The 20,064-nt window shown below is 59.8% G+C and carries 19 protein-coding genes; 5 read left to right on the top strand and 14 right to left on the bottom strand.

Annotated elements, in window-relative coordinates; translation table 11 throughout:
- The 3 genes from HB393_RS20455 to HB393_RS20445 form a co-directional block, all read right to left on the bottom strand.
- Nucleotides 1-459 carry a CVNH domain-containing protein gene (locus tag HB393_RS20455; RefSeq protein WP_213807050.1) on the bottom strand — a complete coding sequence of 153 codons (459 nt, stop codon included), beginning with the start codon at nt 457-459 and terminating at the stop codon, nt 1-3.
- Between the two features lie 224 nt (nt 460-683).
- Entirely contained in the window at nt 684-1,322 is a 639-nt protein-coding gene (locus HB393_RS20450) for a flavin reductase family protein (RefSeq protein ID WP_213807049.1), read from the bottom strand.
- A gap of 906 nt (nt 1,323-2,228) precedes the next feature.
- Nucleotides 2,229-3,578, bottom strand: coding sequence for a YncE family protein (locus HB393_RS20445; protein ID WP_255551412.1), 1,350 nt, complete (start codon nt 3,576-3,578; stop codon nt 2,229-2,231).
- A gap of 123 nt (nt 3,579-3,701) precedes the next feature.
- Between HB393_RS20445 and HB393_RS20440 the strand changes: the two genes are divergently transcribed.
- Nucleotides 3,702-4,577, top strand: a complete 876-nt coding sequence (locus HB393_RS20440; RefSeq protein ID WP_213807048.1) for a DUF92 domain-containing protein — start codon at nt 3,702-3,704, stop codon at nt 4,575-4,577.
- Nucleotides 4,578-4,839: 262 nt separating this feature from the next.
- Here HB393_RS20440 and HB393_RS20435 read toward each other — a convergent pair whose 3' ends face one another.
- On the bottom strand, nt 4,840-5,502 hold the full coding sequence (locus HB393_RS20435) for a YdcF family protein (protein ID WP_213807047.1): 663 nt from the start codon (nt 5,500-5,502) through the stop codon (nt 4,840-4,842).
- A gap of 25 nt (nt 5,503-5,527) precedes the next feature.
- Nucleotides 5,528-6,172: an L-threonylcarbamoyladenylate synthase gene (locus HB393_RS20430; protein ID WP_213807046.1), complete on the bottom strand. Its 645-nt coding sequence runs from the start codon at nt 6,170-6,172 to the stop codon at nt 5,528-5,530.
- 198 nt (nt 6,173-6,370) lie between these two features.
- Here HB393_RS20430 and HB393_RS20425 point away from each other — a divergent pair, with 198 nt between their 5' ends.
- Nucleotides 6,371-7,132, top strand: a complete 762-nt coding sequence (locus HB393_RS20425; protein WP_345945344.1) for an RNA methyltransferase — start codon at nt 6,371-6,373, stop codon at nt 7,130-7,132.
- Nucleotides 7,129-8,484, top strand: a complete 1,356-nt coding sequence (locus HB393_RS20420) for a replication-associated recombination protein A (protein ID WP_213807045.1) — start codon at nt 7,129-7,131, stop codon at nt 8,482-8,484. Before HB393_RS20425 ends, HB393_RS20420 begins: the two co-directional genes overlap by 4 nt.
- Before the next feature lie 53 nt (nt 8,485-8,537).
- Here the strand turns inward: HB393_RS20420 and HB393_RS20415 are convergent, their stop codons facing one another.
- From HB393_RS20415 to HB393_RS20380, 8 genes are all read right to left on the bottom strand, one after another.
- Nucleotides 8,538-9,248, bottom strand: coding sequence for a nucleoside deaminase (locus tag HB393_RS20415; protein WP_213807044.1), 711 nt, complete (start codon nt 9,246-9,248; stop codon nt 8,538-8,540).
- Nucleotides 9,249-9,323: 75 nt separating this feature from the next.
- Entirely contained in the window at nt 9,324-9,938 is a 615-nt protein-coding gene (locus tag HB393_RS20410; RefSeq protein WP_213807043.1) for a thioredoxin family protein, read from the bottom strand.
- A gap of 83 nt (nt 9,939-10,021) precedes the next feature.
- Nucleotides 10,022-12,130 (bottom strand): thioredoxin family protein, encoded by a 2,109-nt coding sequence (locus tag HB393_RS20405; RefSeq protein ID WP_213807042.1) that lies wholly within the window; start codon nt 12,128-12,130, stop codon nt 10,022-10,024.
- Nucleotides 12,131-12,221: 91 nt separating this feature from the next.
- Nucleotides 12,222-12,638: a CoA-binding protein gene (locus tag HB393_RS20400; RefSeq protein WP_213807041.1), complete on the bottom strand. Its 417-nt coding sequence runs from the start codon at nt 12,636-12,638 to the stop codon at nt 12,222-12,224.
- 16 nt (nt 12,639-12,654) lie between these two features.
- Nucleotides 12,655-13,164 carry a DinB family protein gene (locus tag HB393_RS20395; RefSeq protein WP_213807040.1) on the bottom strand — a complete coding sequence of 170 codons (510 nt, stop codon included), beginning with the start codon at nt 13,162-13,164 and terminating at the stop codon, nt 12,655-12,657.
- 78 nt (nt 13,165-13,242) lie between these two features.
- A protein-coding gene (gene prfB / locus HB393_RS20390) for a peptide chain release factor 2 (protein ID WP_213807039.1) occupies nt 13,243-14,377 on the bottom strand; the annotation gives its coding sequence in 2 pieces (ribosomal slippage) (nt 13,243-14,307 and nt 14,309-14,377; 1,134 coding nt in all).
- 11 nt (nt 14,378-14,388) lie between these two features.
- The gene (gene lnt / locus HB393_RS20385) at nt 14,389-16,035 is read right to left on the bottom strand and encodes an apolipoprotein N-acyltransferase (protein ID WP_213807038.1); all 1,647 of its coding nucleotides are present in this window, start codon (nt 16,033-16,035) and stop codon (nt 14,389-14,391) included.
- 189 nt (nt 16,036-16,224) lie between these two features.
- Entirely contained in the window at nt 16,225-16,380 is a 156-nt protein-coding gene (locus HB393_RS20380; protein ID WP_213807037.1) for a hypothetical protein, read from the bottom strand.
- A gap of 63 nt (nt 16,381-16,443) precedes the next feature.
- On the opposite strand from HB393_RS20380, the gene HB393_RS20375 reads away from it, so the two are divergent.
- Both HB393_RS20375 and HB393_RS20370 read left to right on the top strand, forming a co-directional pair.
- Complete coding sequence (locus HB393_RS20375; protein ID WP_255551409.1) at nt 16,444-18,882, top strand: APC family permease; 2,439 nt, start codon at nt 16,444-16,446, stop codon at nt 18,880-18,882.
- A gap of 140 nt (nt 18,883-19,022) precedes the next feature.
- The gene (locus HB393_RS20370) at nt 19,023-19,289 is read left to right on the top strand and encodes a hypothetical protein (protein WP_213807036.1); all 267 of its coding nucleotides are present in this window, start codon (nt 19,023-19,025) and stop codon (nt 19,287-19,289) included.
- Between the two features lie 116 nt (nt 19,290-19,405).
- Here the strand turns inward: HB393_RS20370 and HB393_RS20365 are convergent, their stop codons facing one another.
- Nucleotides 19,406-20,047 carry a class I SAM-dependent methyltransferase gene (locus HB393_RS20365; RefSeq protein WP_255551408.1) on the bottom strand — a complete coding sequence of 214 codons (642 nt, stop codon included), beginning with the start codon at nt 20,045-20,047 and terminating at the stop codon, nt 19,406-19,408.
- Between the last annotated feature and the right edge of the window lie 17 nt (nt 20,048-20,064).

The following is a 20,064-nucleotide window of genomic DNA, read 5'->3' as shown; positions in this document are numbered from 1 at the left end:
TCAATCAGCGCCGGCATACGAGATTGCCATTGTCATTGTCGACCCCACTCCCGCGTGGACAACCGTTAGTCTGAGTTGAGTGCTGCGGTAGTTTCCGTTGCTATCTTTGCACTGCGCGGCAATACTCTTTTGGTCATTAGCGACGATGATGTTCTTGCAGCTATCGATATAACTTCCGCGTGGGATGGCGCGGCCACTACCCCAACCTTGCCGGGCAAAGCATTGAAGACCACCATCACGATTGAATATCTCAGCGCCGCATGCACGGATATCAATCTGACTGGTAGTGAAGTTGGGACTGTTCTCCGGTTTGCAGTGCGCCGTCAACACAGAATCCTTAAAGCTCTGGACTCCGCATGTCTTTCGATAGCTCCCGTTGGGAGGATCGGCCGCGTGTGCAACAGCCGAAAAGCTCGCAACAAAAAGAGCTGTAGATAAAAGCATTGAGGTAGGTGTCATGGTAATCGGTCTCCTAACAGCCGATCACTCTACCACAGCGCATTAGGACGCAATAGCTAATTAGTTCTAAGACATTCCTCCACTCAGTCCTGGGTCTGTGAAGCCACGGTCACGAACGAGTTGCGAGCCAATCCGGAATTGGGAAACTCGCCTGGGATCACGAGGAGCAGTTACAGAAAACAAATAGCACGCGTTTATAAATCTTCCTAAACTCGCCGCACACTCTACCGCTCGCCCCTCTGCCATGCCTCATACGAGATCCGTGGCATCGTCATCAGCGCATCCCTAGTGTGGACATACAAACCCTTCCCATTCATCCTCCCGACCTGATGCATCTCGTCCGCCTTCACATAGGGCCCTGCGGAATCGATAAATTGATCCTCCACATAAATCCCCACCACCCTGCCCAGAACGATCCGCGTCTCGCCAATCTCGATCGTCAGGTGCTCCACGCACTCAAACGCCGCATGCGCCTCCGCGATCCGTGGCACCTTCACATGCTGCGACGGAGCAGTCGTCAGCCCCGCCAGCTCCAGTTCATTCACCTCCTCTGGAAACTCCGTAGAGCAGATATTCATCTTCTCCATCAGATCCTCCGTCACGACATTCACCACGAACTCACCCGTCCGTCGAATATTGCGCGAAGTATCCTTGGGCACCAGAGTCCTTCCAGGTCGATTCACGATCCCCAAACCCAAAATCGGCGGCTCCCTGCAAAGGTAGTTATACGAACTGAACGGAGCAGCATTCATCCGTCCGTCCACATCCATGCTCGTCACCAACGCAATAGGACGAGGAGCCACTAAACCGACCAGCAGGTTATAAACCGTCTGCATCGGGACCTTCGCCGGATCAAATTCCATTTCACTGTCTCCATTCTTGAGCAGCCAGCCTAGACAGCATCAGCCAAGTTGTAAAGAATTCCCCCCACACCCCACTTTCGGCTGGGCGGAGTCGGGTTTGCTGGACGGCAGCTCGCAAACACTGGACAGACTCGGAACAACGCGACGCCTCCCTCAAGCCCTGGAACAACTTCTACAACCTCCAAGGGCCTCATGGTAGCCTCGGCTACTAGCCGCCCATCAAACGGAGCCGACAACGGTGCAACGTCTCGATCCCACCCCCCTTGCCTGGGCGTAACTCGAATGGTTTCAATCAGCTGGCAGGCCTTCCCCTGGCTAAAATATTCCAATCATTAGGATTACGTCCAAATAGGTGTTTCCAAATGACTTACAGACGATGAAAAGCACCCGGTGCATTGGGGGCTTTTCATCTCTTGTTCTATTTTATGGGTTTGACCGAAACTAACGTGCCACTTTTATTTCTTTTGTTTTGATGGGGTTAAGTTGTTTTGGGGGTTGACATTTGATTTTGCTGGGTTTTTGGGGGATTAAAAACTGAGGTGAGAACACCGACAATAGATCTTTCGTCTTGGCTTCGGATGGGTACCCTGTATGTGGCTGTGGGAGAGCGGAGAATCCCACCCTTCGCGAGAGACAGAGGCGCGAAGGATGGCGTACCCGGGCTTGGGGGGTGCGTGAGAGAAAGACAACGGTGTTTGGGTTGGGTGGAGGGCTTGGTTCAACCGGAGTTGTGGGCTGGGCGAGGAAGGCGGTCGTGCTTTGCACGATACCCCACCCTATTTGCGATGAAGCTGCAAAAAGGGTGGGGCACCCGTTTTTGTGGTGGTCCCCACGTTTTGGTAGTTGCAGATTTTTATGGGGCTTGAGATTTTGTGGGTCGGATGTCCAGGCTTCCGTTTTCGGTTGTTAGGGTGCTGTTACGCGGACTGAGACGCCGATGCCTTGCAGGTTGATGGTGGTTCGCACGGTGTCGGTGTCGGTGTTGATGATGGTCATGACGCTGTTGCCGGTGTTGGCGACGGTGTCGGCAGTGACGACGTAGACCTTGCCGGTGGGCGTGCCCGAACTGGAGGCGATGTAGATGGGGTGACCGGTTACGGGGATGGTCGCGGTGACGGTGTTGGTGGTCAGGTTAACCACGGAGACGGTGCTGTCGGCGAAGTTCGCCACGTAGGCCCGAGGGTTGGTGACGTCTTGCAGGACGGTGACCATGACCGGGCTGTGGCCGACGGGGACGTTTGCCAGAACCTGTCCGAAGCCCGTTGCGTCGATGGGATTGTTGACGTCGCAGAGTGGATTGGAGACCTGGGCCGCAGCGTTGCAGAGCGGGATGTTGACGATGCTGAGAGTGCCGGGGTTGGTACCGTCTCCGGCGTTCGCGACGACGACCTCGGTTCTGGTCGGTGCGAGGTCGGCCCAGATGGGATTGACGCCGACGGGAATGGTGGTGTTGGGCGCATCCAACTGGTTGGTCTGCGCGTTGATGACGCTGAGGGTGCCATCGGTCTTATTGAGGACGAAGGCTCGCTTGCCATCTGCCGTCATGACGCCATAGACGGGACCACGGCCGACAGCCAATACGCTGGAGAGTGTGTTGGTGGTGGTCTCGATTCCACTGACCTCTCCGTTGGCCACGCCGGGATTGGCTCCCTGGCTGATGGAGTAGGCACGGGGAGCGTTGGTGGCTCCGACGACGTAGACCACGTTGGGCGCGACGGTGAAGGACTGCTTGAGGGCGAGAGGCAATCCAGTCAACTGAGCGACCGCGTTGAGACCCGGCTCTGCGATGTAAGTATTTCCACCCTGATTGAGGATGCTGACGGGCTTGGCGCCGGTGAGGAGCGTGGTCTGAAGGACGTCCTTGGTCTGCAGGGTGGTGGAGATATCGAAGGAGGTGACGGTGCCGTCGCCGTTCAGCGTATAGCCATTCGTTCCAGTGGGGTCGACCGCAAGGTAGTAGGGCGCGACACCGACCTGCGGCGTTACCACGATGGTATCTCCGGAGAAGTTGACCAACGTCATGAGCCCGGGGGTTCCGGCGTTGGGCGAACTGGAGATTGCCACGGCGTACTTCGTAGGCTGGAGTGCCGGGCCAACGGGGTTAATGGCTGTGACGACCGGGCGGTAGTTGTTGCCGCATCCGACCACAGAGACCAGAGCTGCGGCCGCCAAGGCGAACCGGCCGGCGGACTGAATCATGTGCCGGTATGCCCGCGGCCTGGTGGTTCCTGATGCTTCGATTCTTGCTAAGTGCAAAACTGCTCCTGCGTTGCAACCGTTAATGGCTATGCTCTAGGGTTGATTGTAAATCACGGCGGCTAAGGGCGGGAGATGATGGACAGATTGTGGCGAAAGGCGATACCGGAGGCGCGGGACGGGGTGCAATCGCGGGTCCTGGTCTGGGTGATGGGAACGGTGCTGGTTGGGCTGAGTGTCTGGACATTGCTGCTGGGCTGGCCGATGACCATTCACTCTCCGCTGTTCGGGGCTGTGGCGGTGAGTGCCTGTTTTGCAGGGCTGGTTTGGAGGCTTAGATCCGCGACTCCTGGGGGCGCGGTCAGCGGCGGGATGACCTGTCTGTTGCTGATGTTCGGGACGGCGTCCTATGGTGATTCCATTGCACGGACCGCGCTTACGCCGCTGCTGTTGCTGTTTGTCCTGACCTTTGTTTCGACTCGGGCTGGACGCAGGAAGAAGGCCAAGGCAGGGCTGGCGGAGAGCCGAAGAGGCAGAAGCGCCAGCCAGGTGATCGCCAATCTCTCGGCTGCGGCGCTGTGCGTTACGCCGGTGGCTTATGTTGGGATTCATGCCTGGGCACGCTTCTTCGATAGCTCCGTGCCGGTGCAGCTTTGGATCGAAGAGGCGATGAAGGTGATGTGTCTGGCGGCGCTGGCGGAGGCTACGGCGGATACGGTTTCGTCCGAGATTGGTCAGGCTTATGGTGGGGCTCCGGTGATGCTGCTGAGTCTGCGGCGCGTTGAGCCGGGGGTGGATGGGGCGGTGACTCTGCTGGGGACGGTGGCAGGCGTAGCTGGGAGCGTGCTGGTCGGGGTGGCGGGAGCGTGGGCGATGCATCTTTCGGCTCGGGTGGTGGGGATCTCGGTGGGGGCTGGGGTGTTAGGTTTGTTCTTCGATAGTGTGTTGGGTGGGACGGTGGAGAGGAGAGGGTGGCTGGGAAACGATCTGGTTAATTTTTCTTCTACGGTGTTTGCTGCGGGGGTGGCTGGGTGGGTTTATTGTTGGTTGGTTTTGTAGGGTGTGGTTGGGGTCAGTCGTAAATGGGAAGAGGGAGAGTGGGCTTTTCTCGATCCCACCCTTCGCTAGAGACAGAGGCGCGAAGGATGGGGCACCCGAGCGGTTTGGGTTGGGTGAGGAAGGCGGTGGGTTTTGTCTGAGGTTTCCCCATCTAGGCGGCTGTGAGGTGGGAAGGAAGGCGGTCGTGCTTTGCACGATACCCCACCCTATTGCGGTGAGACTGCAAAAGGGTGGGGCACCCGGATTTGGGGCTTCCTGATGTTTAGTCGTCGTTCTTGCCGTCCAGCCAGTGGTGCATCCAGGTTTCGTTGATGTGGAGGCGGAGCGAGGTGTAGCTGAGGATCTCGTGGAAGTAGCGCATGGCGAGGTCGTAGTTGCTGATGTGTCCGAGGGAGGGGCGGGGGGAGGTCAGGACGGTGAGGCCAGCGTCGCTGCAGAGCTCGCGGATGCGGAAGAGGTGGGTGGCGTCGCTGACGACGACGATGAGGTGGAAGTCGTTCTCGCGGGCGATAGAGGCGAGGCGGTGGACCTGCTGCTCGGTGTCGATGGAGTGGGTCTCGGCGATGATGTCGGAGAAGGGGATGCCGTTGGCGAGGAGGTAGTCGCGGCCTACGCCGCCCTCGGTGTTGCCGGAGTCTTTATCGCTGCCGCCGCCGAGGGTGATGACTACGGGGGCGATCTTTTTGCGGTAGAGGCCGACGGCGTGGTCGAGGCGGGCGTGAAAGACGGGCGAGGGGCGGCCGGAGTACTCTGCCGCGCCGAAGACGGCGATGGCGTCGGCGGGCTGGGCCTCGTCGTCGTGGGCTACGGCGTCGATCTGGAGGTAGACCCAGACGCACCAGCCGAGCGCAGCCAGAAGCAACAGCGCCAGAAGAAGGCGCGGAAAGAAGCTGGAGCTTGGGCGGGGATCGGATTTTGGAGCCATGACGTTGCGGATGACTCGAATGGTATCAGTGCTGTAGCGCCAATGCGATCTCGTGGGTGGGGATGGCTCCCTCGCGCAGGATCATCCAGGAGTTGCCGCCGCCGGAGAGATCGACGATGGTGGTGGCGGTGGAGCGGGCGGTGGGACCGCCGTCGACGATGAGGGGGATCTGGTCGCCGAGCTGGTCGCGGACTCCGGCGGCGTAGGTACACTCCGGGAGGCCGGAGAGGTTGGCGGAGGTGGCGGTGATGGGAAGGCCGAGGCGGGCGACGATGGCGCGGGGGATAGCCGCCTCGGGGACGCGCAGGGCGAGGTTGCCGGTGTTGGCGGTGACGCGCAGGGGCAGCTTGCCGCCGGCTTTGACGATGATGGTGAGGGGTCCGGGCCAGAACTTTTCGGCGAGGCGGTCGAAGGCGGTGTCGAGGGAGCGGGCGAGCTCGTAGGCCTGGGCGACCTCCGCGATGAGTAGCGAGAGGGGCTTATGGCGGGCGCGGGTCTTGATGTCATAGATGCGGTCGACGGCGCGGAGATTGACGGGATCGACGGCGAGGCCGTAGAAGGTGTCGGTGGGCAGAGCGACGACGTTGCCGCTGTTGAGGCTCTTGACGACGATTTCTATGAGCTCCGGCTCGGGTTCGTCGGGATGGATGCGGAGGGTCTCTGCCGTCAAATCTGGCTCCTGTGCCTGGTGGGGTCTGTTGTCGCGGGGAATGGGGCTCCGCAGTTCCGCTCCTTAGCATACCAATGCCGGGGCTCGGGCGGGGGATGTGTCTGCGGGCTGGCTGCCTGGCAGCGTAAGATTCAAGCAATGTCTGAGCGAGGATTTGCCCCGAATTTGCCTGTGATTACCAGCCGAACGAACAGTCGTGTGAAACAGCTGCGCGCGGCTTTTGCAGGGCATGCGCGGTTGAGCGGAGGGTTGGTCGCGATTGAGGGCGATCATCTGCTGGAGGAGGCGCTGCGGAGTGGGATGGTCTTCAAGACTGTCTTTCTGGCTGAGGGGCGGGAGGTTCCGCGGATTGTTCCGCGGGGGGTGGAGGTGTTGCGGCTCACGGAGGAGATCTTTGCGAGCACGGTGGAGACGCAGTCTCCGCAGGGGATAGCGGCGCTGCTGGTGCCTCCGGTGCGGGAGCTGGAGGATGTGATGGTAGGGGTGCCGCTGATTCTGGTGGCGGCGGGGTTGCAGGATCCGGGGAACCTGGGGACGCTGGTGCGGTCGGCGGAGGCGTTTGGGGCGAGTGGAGTGTTGACGACTCCGGGGACGGTGAGTGCATGGAATCAGAAGGCGCTGCGGGCCTCGGCGGGGAGCGTGTTTCGGGTGCCGGTGGCTGGGATGGATTTAGAGGCGGCTGCGGGGCTGAAGGCGCGGGGGGTACGATTGCTGGCGGCTGTGGGGGCGGATGGGTATGGGGTGAAGGCGGCGCAGGAGGAGGACTTTACCGGGGCTTGTGCGGTGTTGATTGGGAATGAGGGTGCGGGGTTGGCTGCGGAGTGGCTGGAGATGGCGGATGGGTTGGTGACGATTCCCTGCCCGGGGCCGGTGGAGAGCTTGAACGCTGCGATTGCGGGGAGTCTGTTGTTGTATGAGGCTTCGCGGCAGCGGTTGGCGGCGGTTGGGGGTGGGCGATGAGTCTGTTTGGGGCGGAGCCGATGGCGGCAGCGGCGGCCCATGCTCGGCAGGCTCCGCTGGCTGAGAGGATGAGGCCGAGGAGTTTGGCGGAGTATACGGGGCAGGAGCATCTGTTAGCGGCCGGGAAGCCGTTGCGGTTGGCGATTGAGCGGGACGATCCGGCTTCGATGATCTTCTGGGGGCCGCCGGGCGTGGGTAAGACGACGCTGGCGAAGATTATTGCGCAAGTGACGGAGGCGAGCTTTATTGAGTTCTCGGCGGTGCTGTCGGGGATCAAGGAGATCAAGCAGGTGATGGTGGAGGCGGAGAAGGCGGCGGGCTTTGGGTCGCGGACGATTCTCTTTGTGGATGAGATTCATCGGTTCAACAAGGCGCAGCAGGATGCGTTTTTGCCCTATGTGGAGCGGGGGACGATTCGGCTGATTGGGGCGACGACGGAGAATCCTTCGTTCGAGATCAATGCGGCGCTGCTGTCTCGGTGCAGGGTTTATACGCTGGTGGCGCTGACGGAGGAGCAGATCGTCGGGCTGTTGCAGCGGGCTTTGGCGGATAGCGAGCGTGGGTTGGGGGCGATGGGTTTGGAGGCGGATGCGGAGGCTCTGGCTACGATTGCTTCTTATTCGAGTGGGGATGCCCGTAATGCGCTGAATGCTTTGGACGTCGCAGCTTCGCTGGCAGAGGGGCGGGGGGAGCGGGCGATTACGAAAGCGCTGGCGGCGGAGGCTTTACAGCGACGGGTGTTGCTCTACGACAAGAAGGGGGAGCAGCACTACGACATCATCTCGGCGCTGCATAAGAGTGTAAGGAACTCGGATGCGGATGCGGCGCTGTACTGGCTGGGGCGGATGTTGGAGGCGGGCGAGGACCCGATGTATGTGGCGCGGCGGGTGGTTCGGATGGCGGTGGAGGATATCGGGCTGGCGGCTCCAGAGGCTTTGAATCTTTGCCTGAGCGCGAGGGATGCGATGCACTTTCTGGGGCAGCCGGAGGGTGGGCTGGCATTGGCGCAGGCGGTGGTGTATCTGGCGCTGGCGCCGAAGTCGAATGCGCTTTATACGGCCTATGGTGCGGTGCAGGCGGATATCGAGGCTACGGCGGCGGAGCCGGTTCCACTGCATCTGCGGAATGCTCCTACGAAACTGATGAAGGAGTTGGATTATGGGAAGGACTATCAGTATGCGCATGACGTCGAAGGCCGGGTGGCGGATATGGAGTGTCTGCCGGCGGGGTTGAGGGGACGGCGCTACTATCAGCCTACGAATGAGGGTAGAGAGAAGCTGCTGGCGCAGCGGATGGATGAGATTGCTCGGATCAAACGGGAGAAGAAGGCGGGCGGTAGTGGCGGAGAATGATGGATGGCTCTTGCTGCCTGCTTACTTTTAGTCGGCGGTGCGGGCTATGGGTTTCACTTCTGTTTGGCTTGGGAGCCTTGCTTCCAAAGCTCGAAGGCCTTGAGCATGTTGGGGTGGGTGAAGAGGGTTGTGTAGGCGAGGTCGCGCTCGACCGGGCCAGTGATCTCGCACTTGATATCGCTGCGCCGGACTACTTCGGCGGCGGAGATGTGGATCTGAAGGCAGTGGCGACTGGCGTCTTCGATGGTTGCGCCGTAGACGACGCGGTCGATGCCTGCCCACAAGAGGTCGGCCATGCACATGGGACAGGGCTCGCAGGTGGTGTACAAGGTGTATCCGTGAAGCGAGGACGATCCTAGTTTTTTGCAGGCGAGACGGACGGTGCGGAGTTCGGCGTGACTGCTGGGGTCGTTCTCTTGTCCGACGGCGTTCACAGCTTTTTGCAGGAGCTCCCCGGTCGCTGTGTTGACGATCAGCGCGCCGAAGGGGATGGGATGGTCGGTGGTTAAAGTCTCCGCGGTGAAGCGAACGACTTCGGCCATTCTAGCGGAGTCGAGCTCGCTCTGAGAGGTTCCTGGGGTTGGGCTTGACTCTGCTACGCGACGGTCGAGTTCGTCTCGGTTTGTCTCAGCCGACGATGTGCTGGGTGGGACTGCTGCGATCCCTACCGCTGCTAATCCTTTGAGCATGGTTCTGCGGGATAAGCCTTCTGCGGATCGGTATTGCTCGCTGGGATCCTGCGTTGGCAATTCACTTTTCTTCATGGTCTTACTCTCCCGCTAGATAAATTTACTGGATCGTCTTTTATTCCGGCGGGAGGTAAGGGGTTCTAGAGAGACTCAGTCGGCGTACTTTACCGAACATCCATAGGCGCGGGTGGAGGCGGTGGATACGGGTTTTCCAGCCATTGCGGATCTGAGGGCTTCCTCGAGGTAGTTATGTGCGCCCTTCAGGTCGGCTTGGTCGGTGGTGGGCTTGTCGTCGATTGCGCCTTGGTAGATCAGCTTTCCGGTGGGATCGATGACGAACATGTGCGGGGTGGTCTTGGCCGAGTAGAGACGGCCGATTTTGCCGCTGGGGTCGAGGATGGCGGCGGTGGGAGCGGCGTTCATCTTCTTGAGGTATTCGTTCTCTTCAGTTGGGGAGACGAAGCCCTGTTGGCCGGGAGCGGAGGAGATGACGGAGAGCCAGACGACGCCCTTGCCGGTCCACTTCTTCTGGAGCGACTCCATGCTTCCGCTGAGGTAGTGTTTTTGATCGAAGGGACAGCCTTGATTGGCCCACTCCAGCACGACGTACTTGCCCTTGTACTGCGAGAGGGAGTGGGTCTTGCCGTTGGAGTCGGTGCCCTGGAAGTCCGGCGCCGTGGAGCCCGGAGCGACGGCGAGGGCCGATGCGGACAGGAGGAGGGTGAAGGTTGAAGTTGCGACCCATTTGCGTATTGACGAAACCATGGGATCCTCCGCGATTGGAATGCGTGCTGGGTTATGAGACGTCTTCGAGGTGCAAAAGTCAAAATCTCCGGTAATTTTGCACTTTATTTGAGATCTTTGGCTAGAGCGTCGACGACGATGGACTTGGTAAGGACCTCGGGCAGGACATCGGGCATGGCCTGAGAGCTGGTGGGATAGATCACGTATGTCGGTACGCCGCTTCGATTTACGGCGGCGAGTTGTTTGGTGATCTCGGGGTCGTACTGGGTCCAGTCGGCTTTAAGAAGCGTGACGTTGTGGGCGGTGAACTGCTTCTGGACCTCGGCGGACTTGAGGACCAGCCGCTCGTTGACCTGACAGCTAAGGCACCAGGCGGCGGTGAAGTCGATGAAGACGGGGTGGCCGGAGGAGCGAGCGGAGTCCAGTGCTTGCTGGGTGTAGGGCTTCCAGACGAGCGTTGTGTCTTTGGGCTGGTAGAGCGGAATGGCGATTGCGATGACTGCCAGGACCAGAGCGGTGATGGCACTGGACCACTTGGCGGGCCATTTGCCGAGCGCCCAGCCGGCGATCGCCAGGATGAGGAAGCACCAGAGAAGGCGGGCCAGGTGGTCGACGCCGCCAGCGGAGGCTGCTCCACCGGAGTAGAGGTTGCCGTAGACCCACGCCAGCCAGATCGCGGAGCCGAAGAGGAAGATGGAGGTGAACTGCTTGAGGGTCTCCATCCATGCGCCGGGACGGGGCAGAAGGCGCGTCCAGGCGGGGTTGAAGCTGAGGAGCAGATAGGGTGCGGCGAGGCCTAGACCGAGCGCGGTGAAGACGGCGAAGGTGATGCCAGCGGGCTGCGCAAGGGCGAAGCCGATGGCCGCGCCCATGAGCGGAGCGGTGCAGGGTGTGGCGACGATGGTGGCCAGGACGCCGGTGAAGAAGCTGCCGGTATAGCCCTGCTTCTGGGCCAGTTCTCCACCTACGCTGGTGAGCGAGAGGCCGAGGTCGAACTGTCCGGCGAGCGAGAGTGCGAAGAAGAACAATCCGGCCGCGAGGACGGCGATAAAGGTTGGGGATTGGAGCTGGAAGCCCCATCCAGCCTGGCTGCCTCCGGCGCGAAGCACCAGCAGCGCGGCGACGATGACCCAGAACGAGACGAGAATGCCGAGGGTGTAGACCAGGCCATGGCTGCGCAGACGGCTGCGGTCTTCGCCGGAGGACTGGACCAGCGCCAGGCCCTTGAGGAAGAGCACCGGGAAGACGCAGGGCATCAGGTTGAGGATGATGCCGCCAAGAAAGGCCAGTCCGATGGCTGTCACGGTGGTGACGGCGCTGGCGTTCTTGCTGCCATCGATGACAGGGTTGGCAACAGGCACCTCTCCGGGGACGACCGGGGCGGTGACGTCGTAGGCCTGGGTGTCACTGAGGCGGATGAGACCGTGCAACTGCGCGGGCAGGGTCTTGAGATCTTCGGAGCGTTTTACGCGGATGCGGATGCCGTTGGGAATGACCTCGGCGATCTGGTCGGCGGCGTTGTTGATCTGCTCCTGATCGAAGGGGTAGAACTCGGCGTCGGATTCGGTGTCGCCAGTGATGAGGGTTACGACGAAGTCGGTCTTGCCGCCGGCTACGGTGTACTTCATGGAGGGCGGGAGCGGCTTGGGGAGCAGCGTCAGTGCGGTGCCAAGGGCTCCTACGGTCTGAGGCGGCGTGGCGGTGGGTGTCGCCTGGAGGTTGAGGCCGAGGTGGGCTTTGCCGGGGATGCAGACCTCACGGCAGACGAGCCAGTTGACTATGGCATCGAGATGGATTGGGCCGGGTTTGACGGACTTTGCAGCCGAGAGCTGGACGGGAAAGGCGACGGTGTCTTCGTAGCCGAAGTCCATCAAGGGGCCGAGCGGAAGGCGGCTGGGAATGGGAAACTGCATGGGTCCGGCGGTGATGCCGGCGGGAAGGGTCCAGGTGATTTTGGGCGGTTCGCCGGAGTCGCCCGCGTTGATCCAGTAGACGTGCCAATGCTCTTCGAGGGTAATTACGAGACCGGCCTGCAGGGTACCGCCGGGCGCGATGGAGGGCGAGAGCGTGACCAGCTCCGCGGTGAGGTGCTGTGCCTTGACCGGGCCGGGGCCGCCGTCTCCGACGACGGCGAGCTGAGCCTGGGAGAGCGGCGACGCGATCAGCAGACCGAGGAGGACAGCGAATGTTCTAAAAATTGTGCGAAGGGTCATCTTTAACGATTGTATGGGTCCGACTGTGAGACGTGGGTGGAAGCGGCTTGGTTTCGTGCGATCCCGACCATTCGGTCCCGATTGGAGCATTTCAGATCCGGTTGCGGCGATGTTCGGTCATGATGCAGCGGTCCATCACGACGCGGATGCCTCCTGCCTCGGCCCGGGCGGCGGCCTCGCGGTTGACGATTCCCTGCTGAATCCAGAGGTCTTTGAGGCCGAGTGTCAGCATCTCCTCGACGATGGCTGGGATGAAAGAGGGGAGGCGGAAGACGTTGACGATATCGGGTTTGACGGGCAGGCCGGTGAGGGAGGGGTATGAGGTCTCGCCCAGGACGGAGGCGATGGCGGGGTTAACGGGAAAGATCTGGTAGCCGCGCTGCTGCATGTACTCGGAGACGTAGTGGCTTGGCTTGGACGGGTCTTCGGAGAGGCCGACGACGGCAATGGTGATCTTTTCGGTTTCGGGATCGCCGAGCATGTCGCGGATCAGTTCAGGTTCGTTCATCGAGTCTCCAGGCCGGTTACTTGTGCCAGGCGCCGAGCAGGCGGCGCAGGACGATAAGTTCGCCCAGATGATAGGCGGTGTGGTCGGCGATGAGGAGGGCTTCGCGGAGGAGGTTCTGGCCGTCGCCCCAGCGGAAGGGCTTGAAGAGGTCGGCGGAGGGGTTTTCGAGGAGCGCGATGAAGTGCTTGAGGTCGCTGTGGACGGCGGCGATGGATTGGTCCCAGGCCTGGGCGGAGGGTGGCTCCTTTTCCTTGGGCCAGTAGTCGTCCGGCCATTGGATGGGGTGGTAGCCACCGGTGGGAGGGGCGCTGAAGTTGAGGATGTCGCGTTGGGTGATGCGAAGATGCTCCAGCAACTGCCAAGCGGAGTACGGAAGGCTCTCGGGAACCGTGCCGCGCAACTTGGCGGGAAAGTCCCTGACGGCGTCGTCGAAGGTGGCGTGGGCCTGACCGCCGTTGAGGAGCGCTAGAAGCTGTTTTCGAAGCTCTGTGGTTGCGACGGGCTCTGCAGCGGCTTTGCTGGGCATATGCGGGTTCAACCTCCTGATGCAGCTAGTTGGATGCCGGGAGCTATCCCGGGATGCACCAAAGAGGTTGGACGTTCGTCAGCCGAGGTCGTCGTCCTCCGCGGTCTGTGCGGGAAAGTTGCCCTCGCGGCGCATGCGCAGGTAACCGCGGATGAAGGGCTCGAGCGCGCCGTCGAGGACCTTGTCGACGTCGCCGACCTCCACGCGGGTACGGAGATCCTTCGCCATGCGGTAGGGCTGCAGGACGTAGCTGCGGATCTGGGAGCCGAACTTGATGTCGAGCTTGGAGTCTTCGAGTTTGCGGCTGATGGCTTTTTTCTTGTCGAGCTCGTACTCGTAGAGGCGGGATCGGAGGAGCTTCATGGCGCGCTCCTTGTTCTTGTGCTGGGAGCGCTCGTTCTGGCAACCGGCGACGAGGCCGGTGGGGATGTGAGTGATGCGGACGGCGGAGTCGGTGGTGTTGACGTGCTGGCCGCCCTTGCCGCCGGAGCGGTAGGTGTCGATGCGGAGGTCGTCGGGCTTGATGTCGATGACGATGGTGTCGTCGATCTCAGGCGAGACGAATACGCTGGCGAAGCTGGTGTGGCGGCGCTTGGCGGAGTCGAAGGGGGAGATGCGGACGAGGCGGTGGACGCCGGTCTCGCCGGAGAGCAGACCGAAGGCGAAGTCGCCGGAGATGGTGAAGGTGGCGGATTTAATGCCAGCCTCGTCGCCGTCCTGGACCTCGTTGATCTCGACCTTGAAGTTCTGACGCTCGCCCCAGCGGATGTACATGCGCATGAGCATCTCGGCCCAGTCTTGGGACTCGGTGCCGCCTGCGCCGGGGTGGACGACGACGATGGCGTTGAGCGGGTCGGTCTCGCCGGAGAGCATGGTCTTCGATTCGAGGGCTTCGGAGAAGTCGATGAGAGAGGGGATCTCGCGGGTGAGGTCGGGCTCGGTATTCTCGCCTTCGCGGGCGAGCTCGAAGTAGGCTTCGATGTCGTCGGAGCGGCGGGCGAGCTCTGCGTCGTCGGCGAGGAGGGTTTCGAGGCGCTTGCGCTCGCGCATCAACGGCTGCGAGCGCGTGGCGTCAGCCCAGACGGTAGGGTCGGAGATCTTTTCTTCGAGGATGGCTAGTTCGCGGCGGAGACGGGCGGAGTCAAAGATACTCCCGCAGTTCGCGGACTCTGTCGCGGACCGGGGAGTAACGGAATTCGAGGTCATCAAGCATAAGGTTTGATTCTATTGCATCCTGGCGGTGGAATCGTGGCGACGCAGGAGGCCGTAGGTGAGGGCCAGTACGGAGATGAGGACGCAGGTCCAGGCGAAGAGGTCGCCGTGAGCGGTGTAGAAGGTGATGTCGGTCTCGTAGCCGAAGGCGACGCGGAGCGCGGTGCGGATGTGGCGGGGTGCAGCGGATGTGACGCGGCCGTAGGGGTCGATGGCGGCAGTGACGCCGGTGTTGGTGGCACGCAGGACCCAGCGGTGGTTTTCGATGGCACGCATGCGGACCATGTTGAGATGTTGCCAGGGGGCGCTGGTGTCGCCGTACCAGCCGTCGTTGGAGATGTTGACCAGCACGTCGGCTCCCTGCTTGGCGAACTGACGGACCTCGTCGCCGAAGATGGATTCGTAGCAGATGAAGGTGCCGTAGTGGTGGTCTCCACTGGAGAGGACGGTGCGGTGGGTGCCGGAGTCGAAGGTACCTACTTCGCCCAGGAGGTTTCCGGCGAAGAAGAAGAGGGATTTGAAGGGGACGTACTCGCCGAAGGGGACCAGGTGGATCTTGTCGTAGCGGGCGGTGAAGGTACCGTCCGGGGCGATGAGGTCGGCGGAGTTGTAGAGCGAGTAACCTCGCTTGGTCGCCGGGTTAGGGTCGATGCCGATATTGCCGGCGATTACGGGGGTACGCATCGCGTGGGCCAGGGTGGACATGGTACTGCGGAAGGCGGGGTCGCGCTCTTCAAAGTTGGATGGGGACTCGGGCCAGACGATGAGGCTGGTGGGCAGGATGGCGTGGAGGCCTTCGACGGAGTTGTTCTGGCCTCCGGTGGGGTCAGCGCAGCGGGTGGCGGGGAGCTCGGGGATGCCGTTGCAGCGCATCGCCGGCGGGAAGAGGCTGAGGCGGGTGAAGGAGTCGAGCATCTGCCGGGTGGACTCTTGTGTGTCGGTCTGGGTGCCGACGCTAAGATTGTGCTGCACGAGCGTGGCGACCGCCGTGGTTGGAACGTGTGCGGGGGGCTGGACGCGGCGCAGCACCGCCAAGTAGAGCAGCACCAGAACGACTCCCGCGACGGTGAGGATCGAGCGGGTGTGGCGGCGCTCCTTCAAGCGGATGCGGACCAGCCAGAGCGCGTTGACTCCGGCGATGACGAACGAGAGGCCGTAGGCTCCGGTGAGGGGGGCCAGCCGGCTCAGGAGAGGGTTGTCGACTTGTGCGATACCTAACAGATCCCAGGGCAGACCGGTGATGCGGGCGCGGGCCAATTCCACGGCAACCCAAACAAACGGAACTAGTAAGAGGGATCCCTGGATGTGCAGCCGGGAGCGGCGGAGAGCTGTAACTATAGCGGCGAAGAGCGCGTGGTAGAGGCCGAGATAGAGGCAGAAGAGTACCAGGATTCCGGCGGCGATGGGCTTGGCCAGGCCGCCGTAGAGATACATGGTCTGGTAGATCCAGTAACAATTTCCTAGATACCAGACAAAGCCGCAGGCATAACCCAGAATCGCCCCTTGAAACGGAGTAAGTGGGTCTCCTTGCCGGTTTGTCCGGGTAAGAGCGGCTAGAAGCGGAAGCAGCGCGATCCAGCAGAAGGTGGTGCGCCACAACGGCACAGGTCCGGCGATTGGAAACGGAAGAACCTGAAGCACGCCGGAGAGCAAGGCCAAGGCCCATAGCCTTGCGGGAATAAGTCGCATCTCAAAGCGAAGTCTAACATTCACATGATGACGGTACGGTAACTCGTAGCCCCTCAACGTAGCTCGGGAGGTTCCTATTGGCAGGGCGCCCGCTCCGAATCAGGCAGCCGGGCTTTACAAAGGGGATACAATCTTTGTGGCATGGAATTTTTTATTCAGTTAGTCGCAAGGATTGTCGTCCCACTGTTCTTTATCGGAATGGCTGGTTCGGCAATCGTAATCGCGGTCAGCGTGGTTGGTGACCTGAAGGAGCTGCTGGAAGAGGACGAGTAGATCGTTGCAGGGTGGGGTGCAGCTAAATTCTCCATAAGACATGATCCATCTCTTCGATTCAATTCTGATGGCTGAACGAGTCTCTTGCAGGGACAGCCTTCGGGAATGGAACAACGCACTGCGCTCACGATAATGGACATCAAGCAAAGCATCTCCAAACCGCAATCCAATCGAGTCCGTCTGGTGGTGGCCTCGTCGGTCATGCTCACCTTCATCTCCTTTTGGCGGGCAGCGGCTATCGTTCTGAACGATCTTGGCTCCTCGGCCTTCTATGCCGGCGGTATCGCGGAGGAGGCGGTCGGTAAGTCGGCTCCCTGGTTCATCCTGGGCGTGATGCTCTTTAGCTTTGCGGTGCGGAAGGTCTACGTCGAGAGCTGCAGCATGTTTACTCGCGGCGGCGTGTACCGCATCGTCAAGGAGGCGCTGGGTGGGACCTTCGCCAAGCTAAGTGTCTCTGCGTTGATGTTCGACTATGTGCTGACCGGACCTATCTCGGGCGTCTCCGCCGGACAATACATCATCGGTTTATTGAATGAAGTTTTGAGGCTCTGTGCGGACCGGCATTGGATGACGTTGCTGACGGTGCATGTCGATGGCACTGCACGCCAGTTTCCGATCAACGGAAGTTCAGCCTGTATTGCGGTACTAGTTACGATCTATTTCTGGTGGCAGAACACCAAGGGTATCGAAGAGTCGAGCGACAAGGCTCTGAAGGTCATGAAGATTACTACCGTGATGGTAGTTATTCTGCTGGCCTGGGGAATCTTTACCGCACTCTTACGCGGCGCGCATCTACCGCCTCTACCTATCCCTGAGAACTTACATTTTTCCGACGATGCGATGGGTTTCCTGAAGAATACCGGCTTCATGAAGACCGTTGGATTGTTCGGTGTACTTATGGCGTTTGGCCACTCTGTCCTGGCGATGAGCGGCGAGGAGTCGCTGGCGCAGGTAAATCGCGAGATCGAGCATCCGAAGCTGAAGAATCTGAAGCGCGCGGCGATCGTTATCGCGATCTACACTTTCTTCTTTACCGGCCTCGGCTCCATGCTGGCGGTGATGCTGATTCCGGATTCGGTCCGCGTGCCGGTCTACCGCGACAATCTCATTGCCGGAATGGCGATGTATATGGCGGGTCCGCTGGCCCTGCGCATCGCCTTCCGTGTCTTCGTCGTGATCGTGGGATTTCTAATTCTAGGTGGAGCGGTCAATACTGCCATCGTAGGTTCGACCGGCGTACTTATGCGCGTCGCCGAAGATGGGGTACTCGCAGACTGGTTTCGTAAGCCGCAGCGCCGTTTCGGAACCAGTTATCGAATAGTAAATCTGGTTGCGGCGTTACAACTGCTCACGATCATAGTTACTCGCGGAAATGTAATTATGCTCGGCGAGGCTTACGCCTTCGGTGTGATCTGGAGCTTTACCTTCAACTCCCTCGCCATGCTTGTACTGCGCTGGAAGTACCATGGGGAACGCGGCTGGAAGGTTCCGCTGAACCTACGGATTGGAAAGACCGAGATACCCCTGGGGTTACTTTCGGTCTTTCTCGTCCTGCTCACAACGGCGCTCGTGAACTTGTTAACTAAAAAGGTAGCCACAGTAAGTGGAATTCTTTTTGCCGCTAGTCTCTTTGTGATCTTTTCGTTGTCGGAGCGCGATAACAAGCGTAGACACGACATGACCAAAGAACAGATGCGCGAACACTTTCAGTTAGAGCACCAAGATACTGTTGGCAGAGAGTCCCTGGAGATTCGCCCCGGCGCCGTTATTGTTACGATGCGGGATTCCGCTACTCCCTTCGCGTTGAAGTGGGCACTTACACGTACCGACACTGAGGAGCAAGACCTGGTTGTACTGGCTGCGCGCATGATGGGGGCCGGAGGTCCAGACTATGTCGACGCGTCAGAACAACTCTTCAGTGAACACGAGCAGATGCTATTTACCAAGGCTGTCTCGGTCGCGGAGAGTTTTGGAAAACATATCTCTCTGCTGGTGGTGCCAGCGGGAGATATCTTCGCGGCATTAGTACAGACGGCTAACTCGCTGGATGCGGCAGCTGTCGTCTCTGGCCTATCTACAAAGCTCACCGCTCAGGAACAGGCTTACCACGTAGGTCAGGCTTGGGAGGCGTTACCAGAGCCTAAGCGCCAGTTCACTTTCTATGTGGTAAAGCCCGACGGGGATTCTTTAAGCTTCCACATTGGACCGCACGCGCCGGCTATTCAGCCCGATGAGGTGGAGTTAGTACACCGTCTATGGTTGAATCTACGACGCGCGCCAGATATGCAAAATCTTCACCATAGCGACATTTTGACCTATGCACTTACTCACATGGCGAAAGAGTTTGCACAGGACAAACAAGCTACTTTGCAAGGACTGAAACAATCTGTCGAAGATTCGACTAGACGTCGCGGACTAGGTAGCACGGCACGTTACGAACTATTAGATGAGGCTGGTCCAGGATATTCCATTCGTACGGCACAACCTGCAGTAAGTTTGCCGGATAACGATGTAACAACTCCGAATGGAGCAGTTAAAAAGTAGAGGAAATATTCCTACCTTTTTTAGTTTTATTCCACTTCTCATTTACAAATCACCAGATACTTCTGTATGGTTCAAGAGTGGTACTTCGTACAATTGATCATTTCGATCAATGACGGATGTCCGCCTACAGGAGGTAGTACGTGGCCCTAAGTGGGATCATTGCAGAGATCGACGCTGAGATAGCGAAGTTACAACAGGCCCGTGCGGTGCTGGCCGGAACTCAGGTTGGACAGTCCGGACGCGGTAGACCTAAGGGCAGTAAGAACGTGAAGTCAGTTGCGACCGTAGCGGCGTCTCCTGCGAAGAAGTCGGCAAAGCGCAAGCTTAGCCCCGAAGGACGCAAACGTATCGCCGACGCGATGAAAAAGCGTTGGGCAGATCGTAGAAAGCAGCTCGCAAAGGGCTAATCGTACAGGGTTCCTGTTTCGAAACGGGTTTAGAAGTGTAAAAAGAGGGCGCGCGCCATAAGTCATTGGCACCGCCCTCTTTTGATTGCTTCCTTCCTTCTAAAATTCGCAGGAATTTAACGAGTAACAATGACCTCGCGAAGACTGTCTTTCGCCAGAAAAAATTTGTAGCTACTAAATTCGTTCAACATATTTTCAATCTGACGATTGTTATAAGTACGAAGGATAGGATAGCTCCCGGCCCGCTGCATCTCGACCGCATCTGTCTCCGTCAGGTGATAGCGTGAGAAGGCCGTCTCGGGACCTTCAGCCTTGGTATGGAAGAAGGCAAGCATCAAGCCGCCCTCCTGCATGACGCTATGAATTCGGTTGAGTACCGCGGGTAGCAGTATCTCCGGCAGATAGTCTGCTGTATCCCAAAGAATGACTACATCGAAGATGCGTCCCGAGAAGTTGAGGTTCGAGGCTAGAAAGCCGTCGACGTCGAATCCGGCGGGCTCACCTGGTTCTCCTGCGGTGATCCATTCCGGCTTAGCAGCCTCCTCCACCAGATTCGCCATGTAGATACTGTGGCCGATGCTGGTGATGAAGTTGATATTCGTCGAGGAGGTAGGGCCGATGTCGAGGATGCGCAGCGACTCTTCGCCGCGCAGATGCTTCAACAGCTCCTTCCATCCGCTGGAGTGACGGGGAATTCGCTCGTTGCCCTGGCCCTTGGAGTTACCTGAATTATCGTTACCGCCGAAGAGGTTGCGCATCGTCCTCGCTTCCCTCC

The organism is Granulicella sp. dw_53 (assembly GCF_018449545.1).
In the GTDB taxonomy this organism is placed as follows: domain Bacteria; phylum Acidobacteriota; class Terriglobia; order Terriglobales; family Acidobacteriaceae; genus Edaphobacter.
This window is presented reverse-complemented; position numbering and strand designations above follow the sequence as displayed.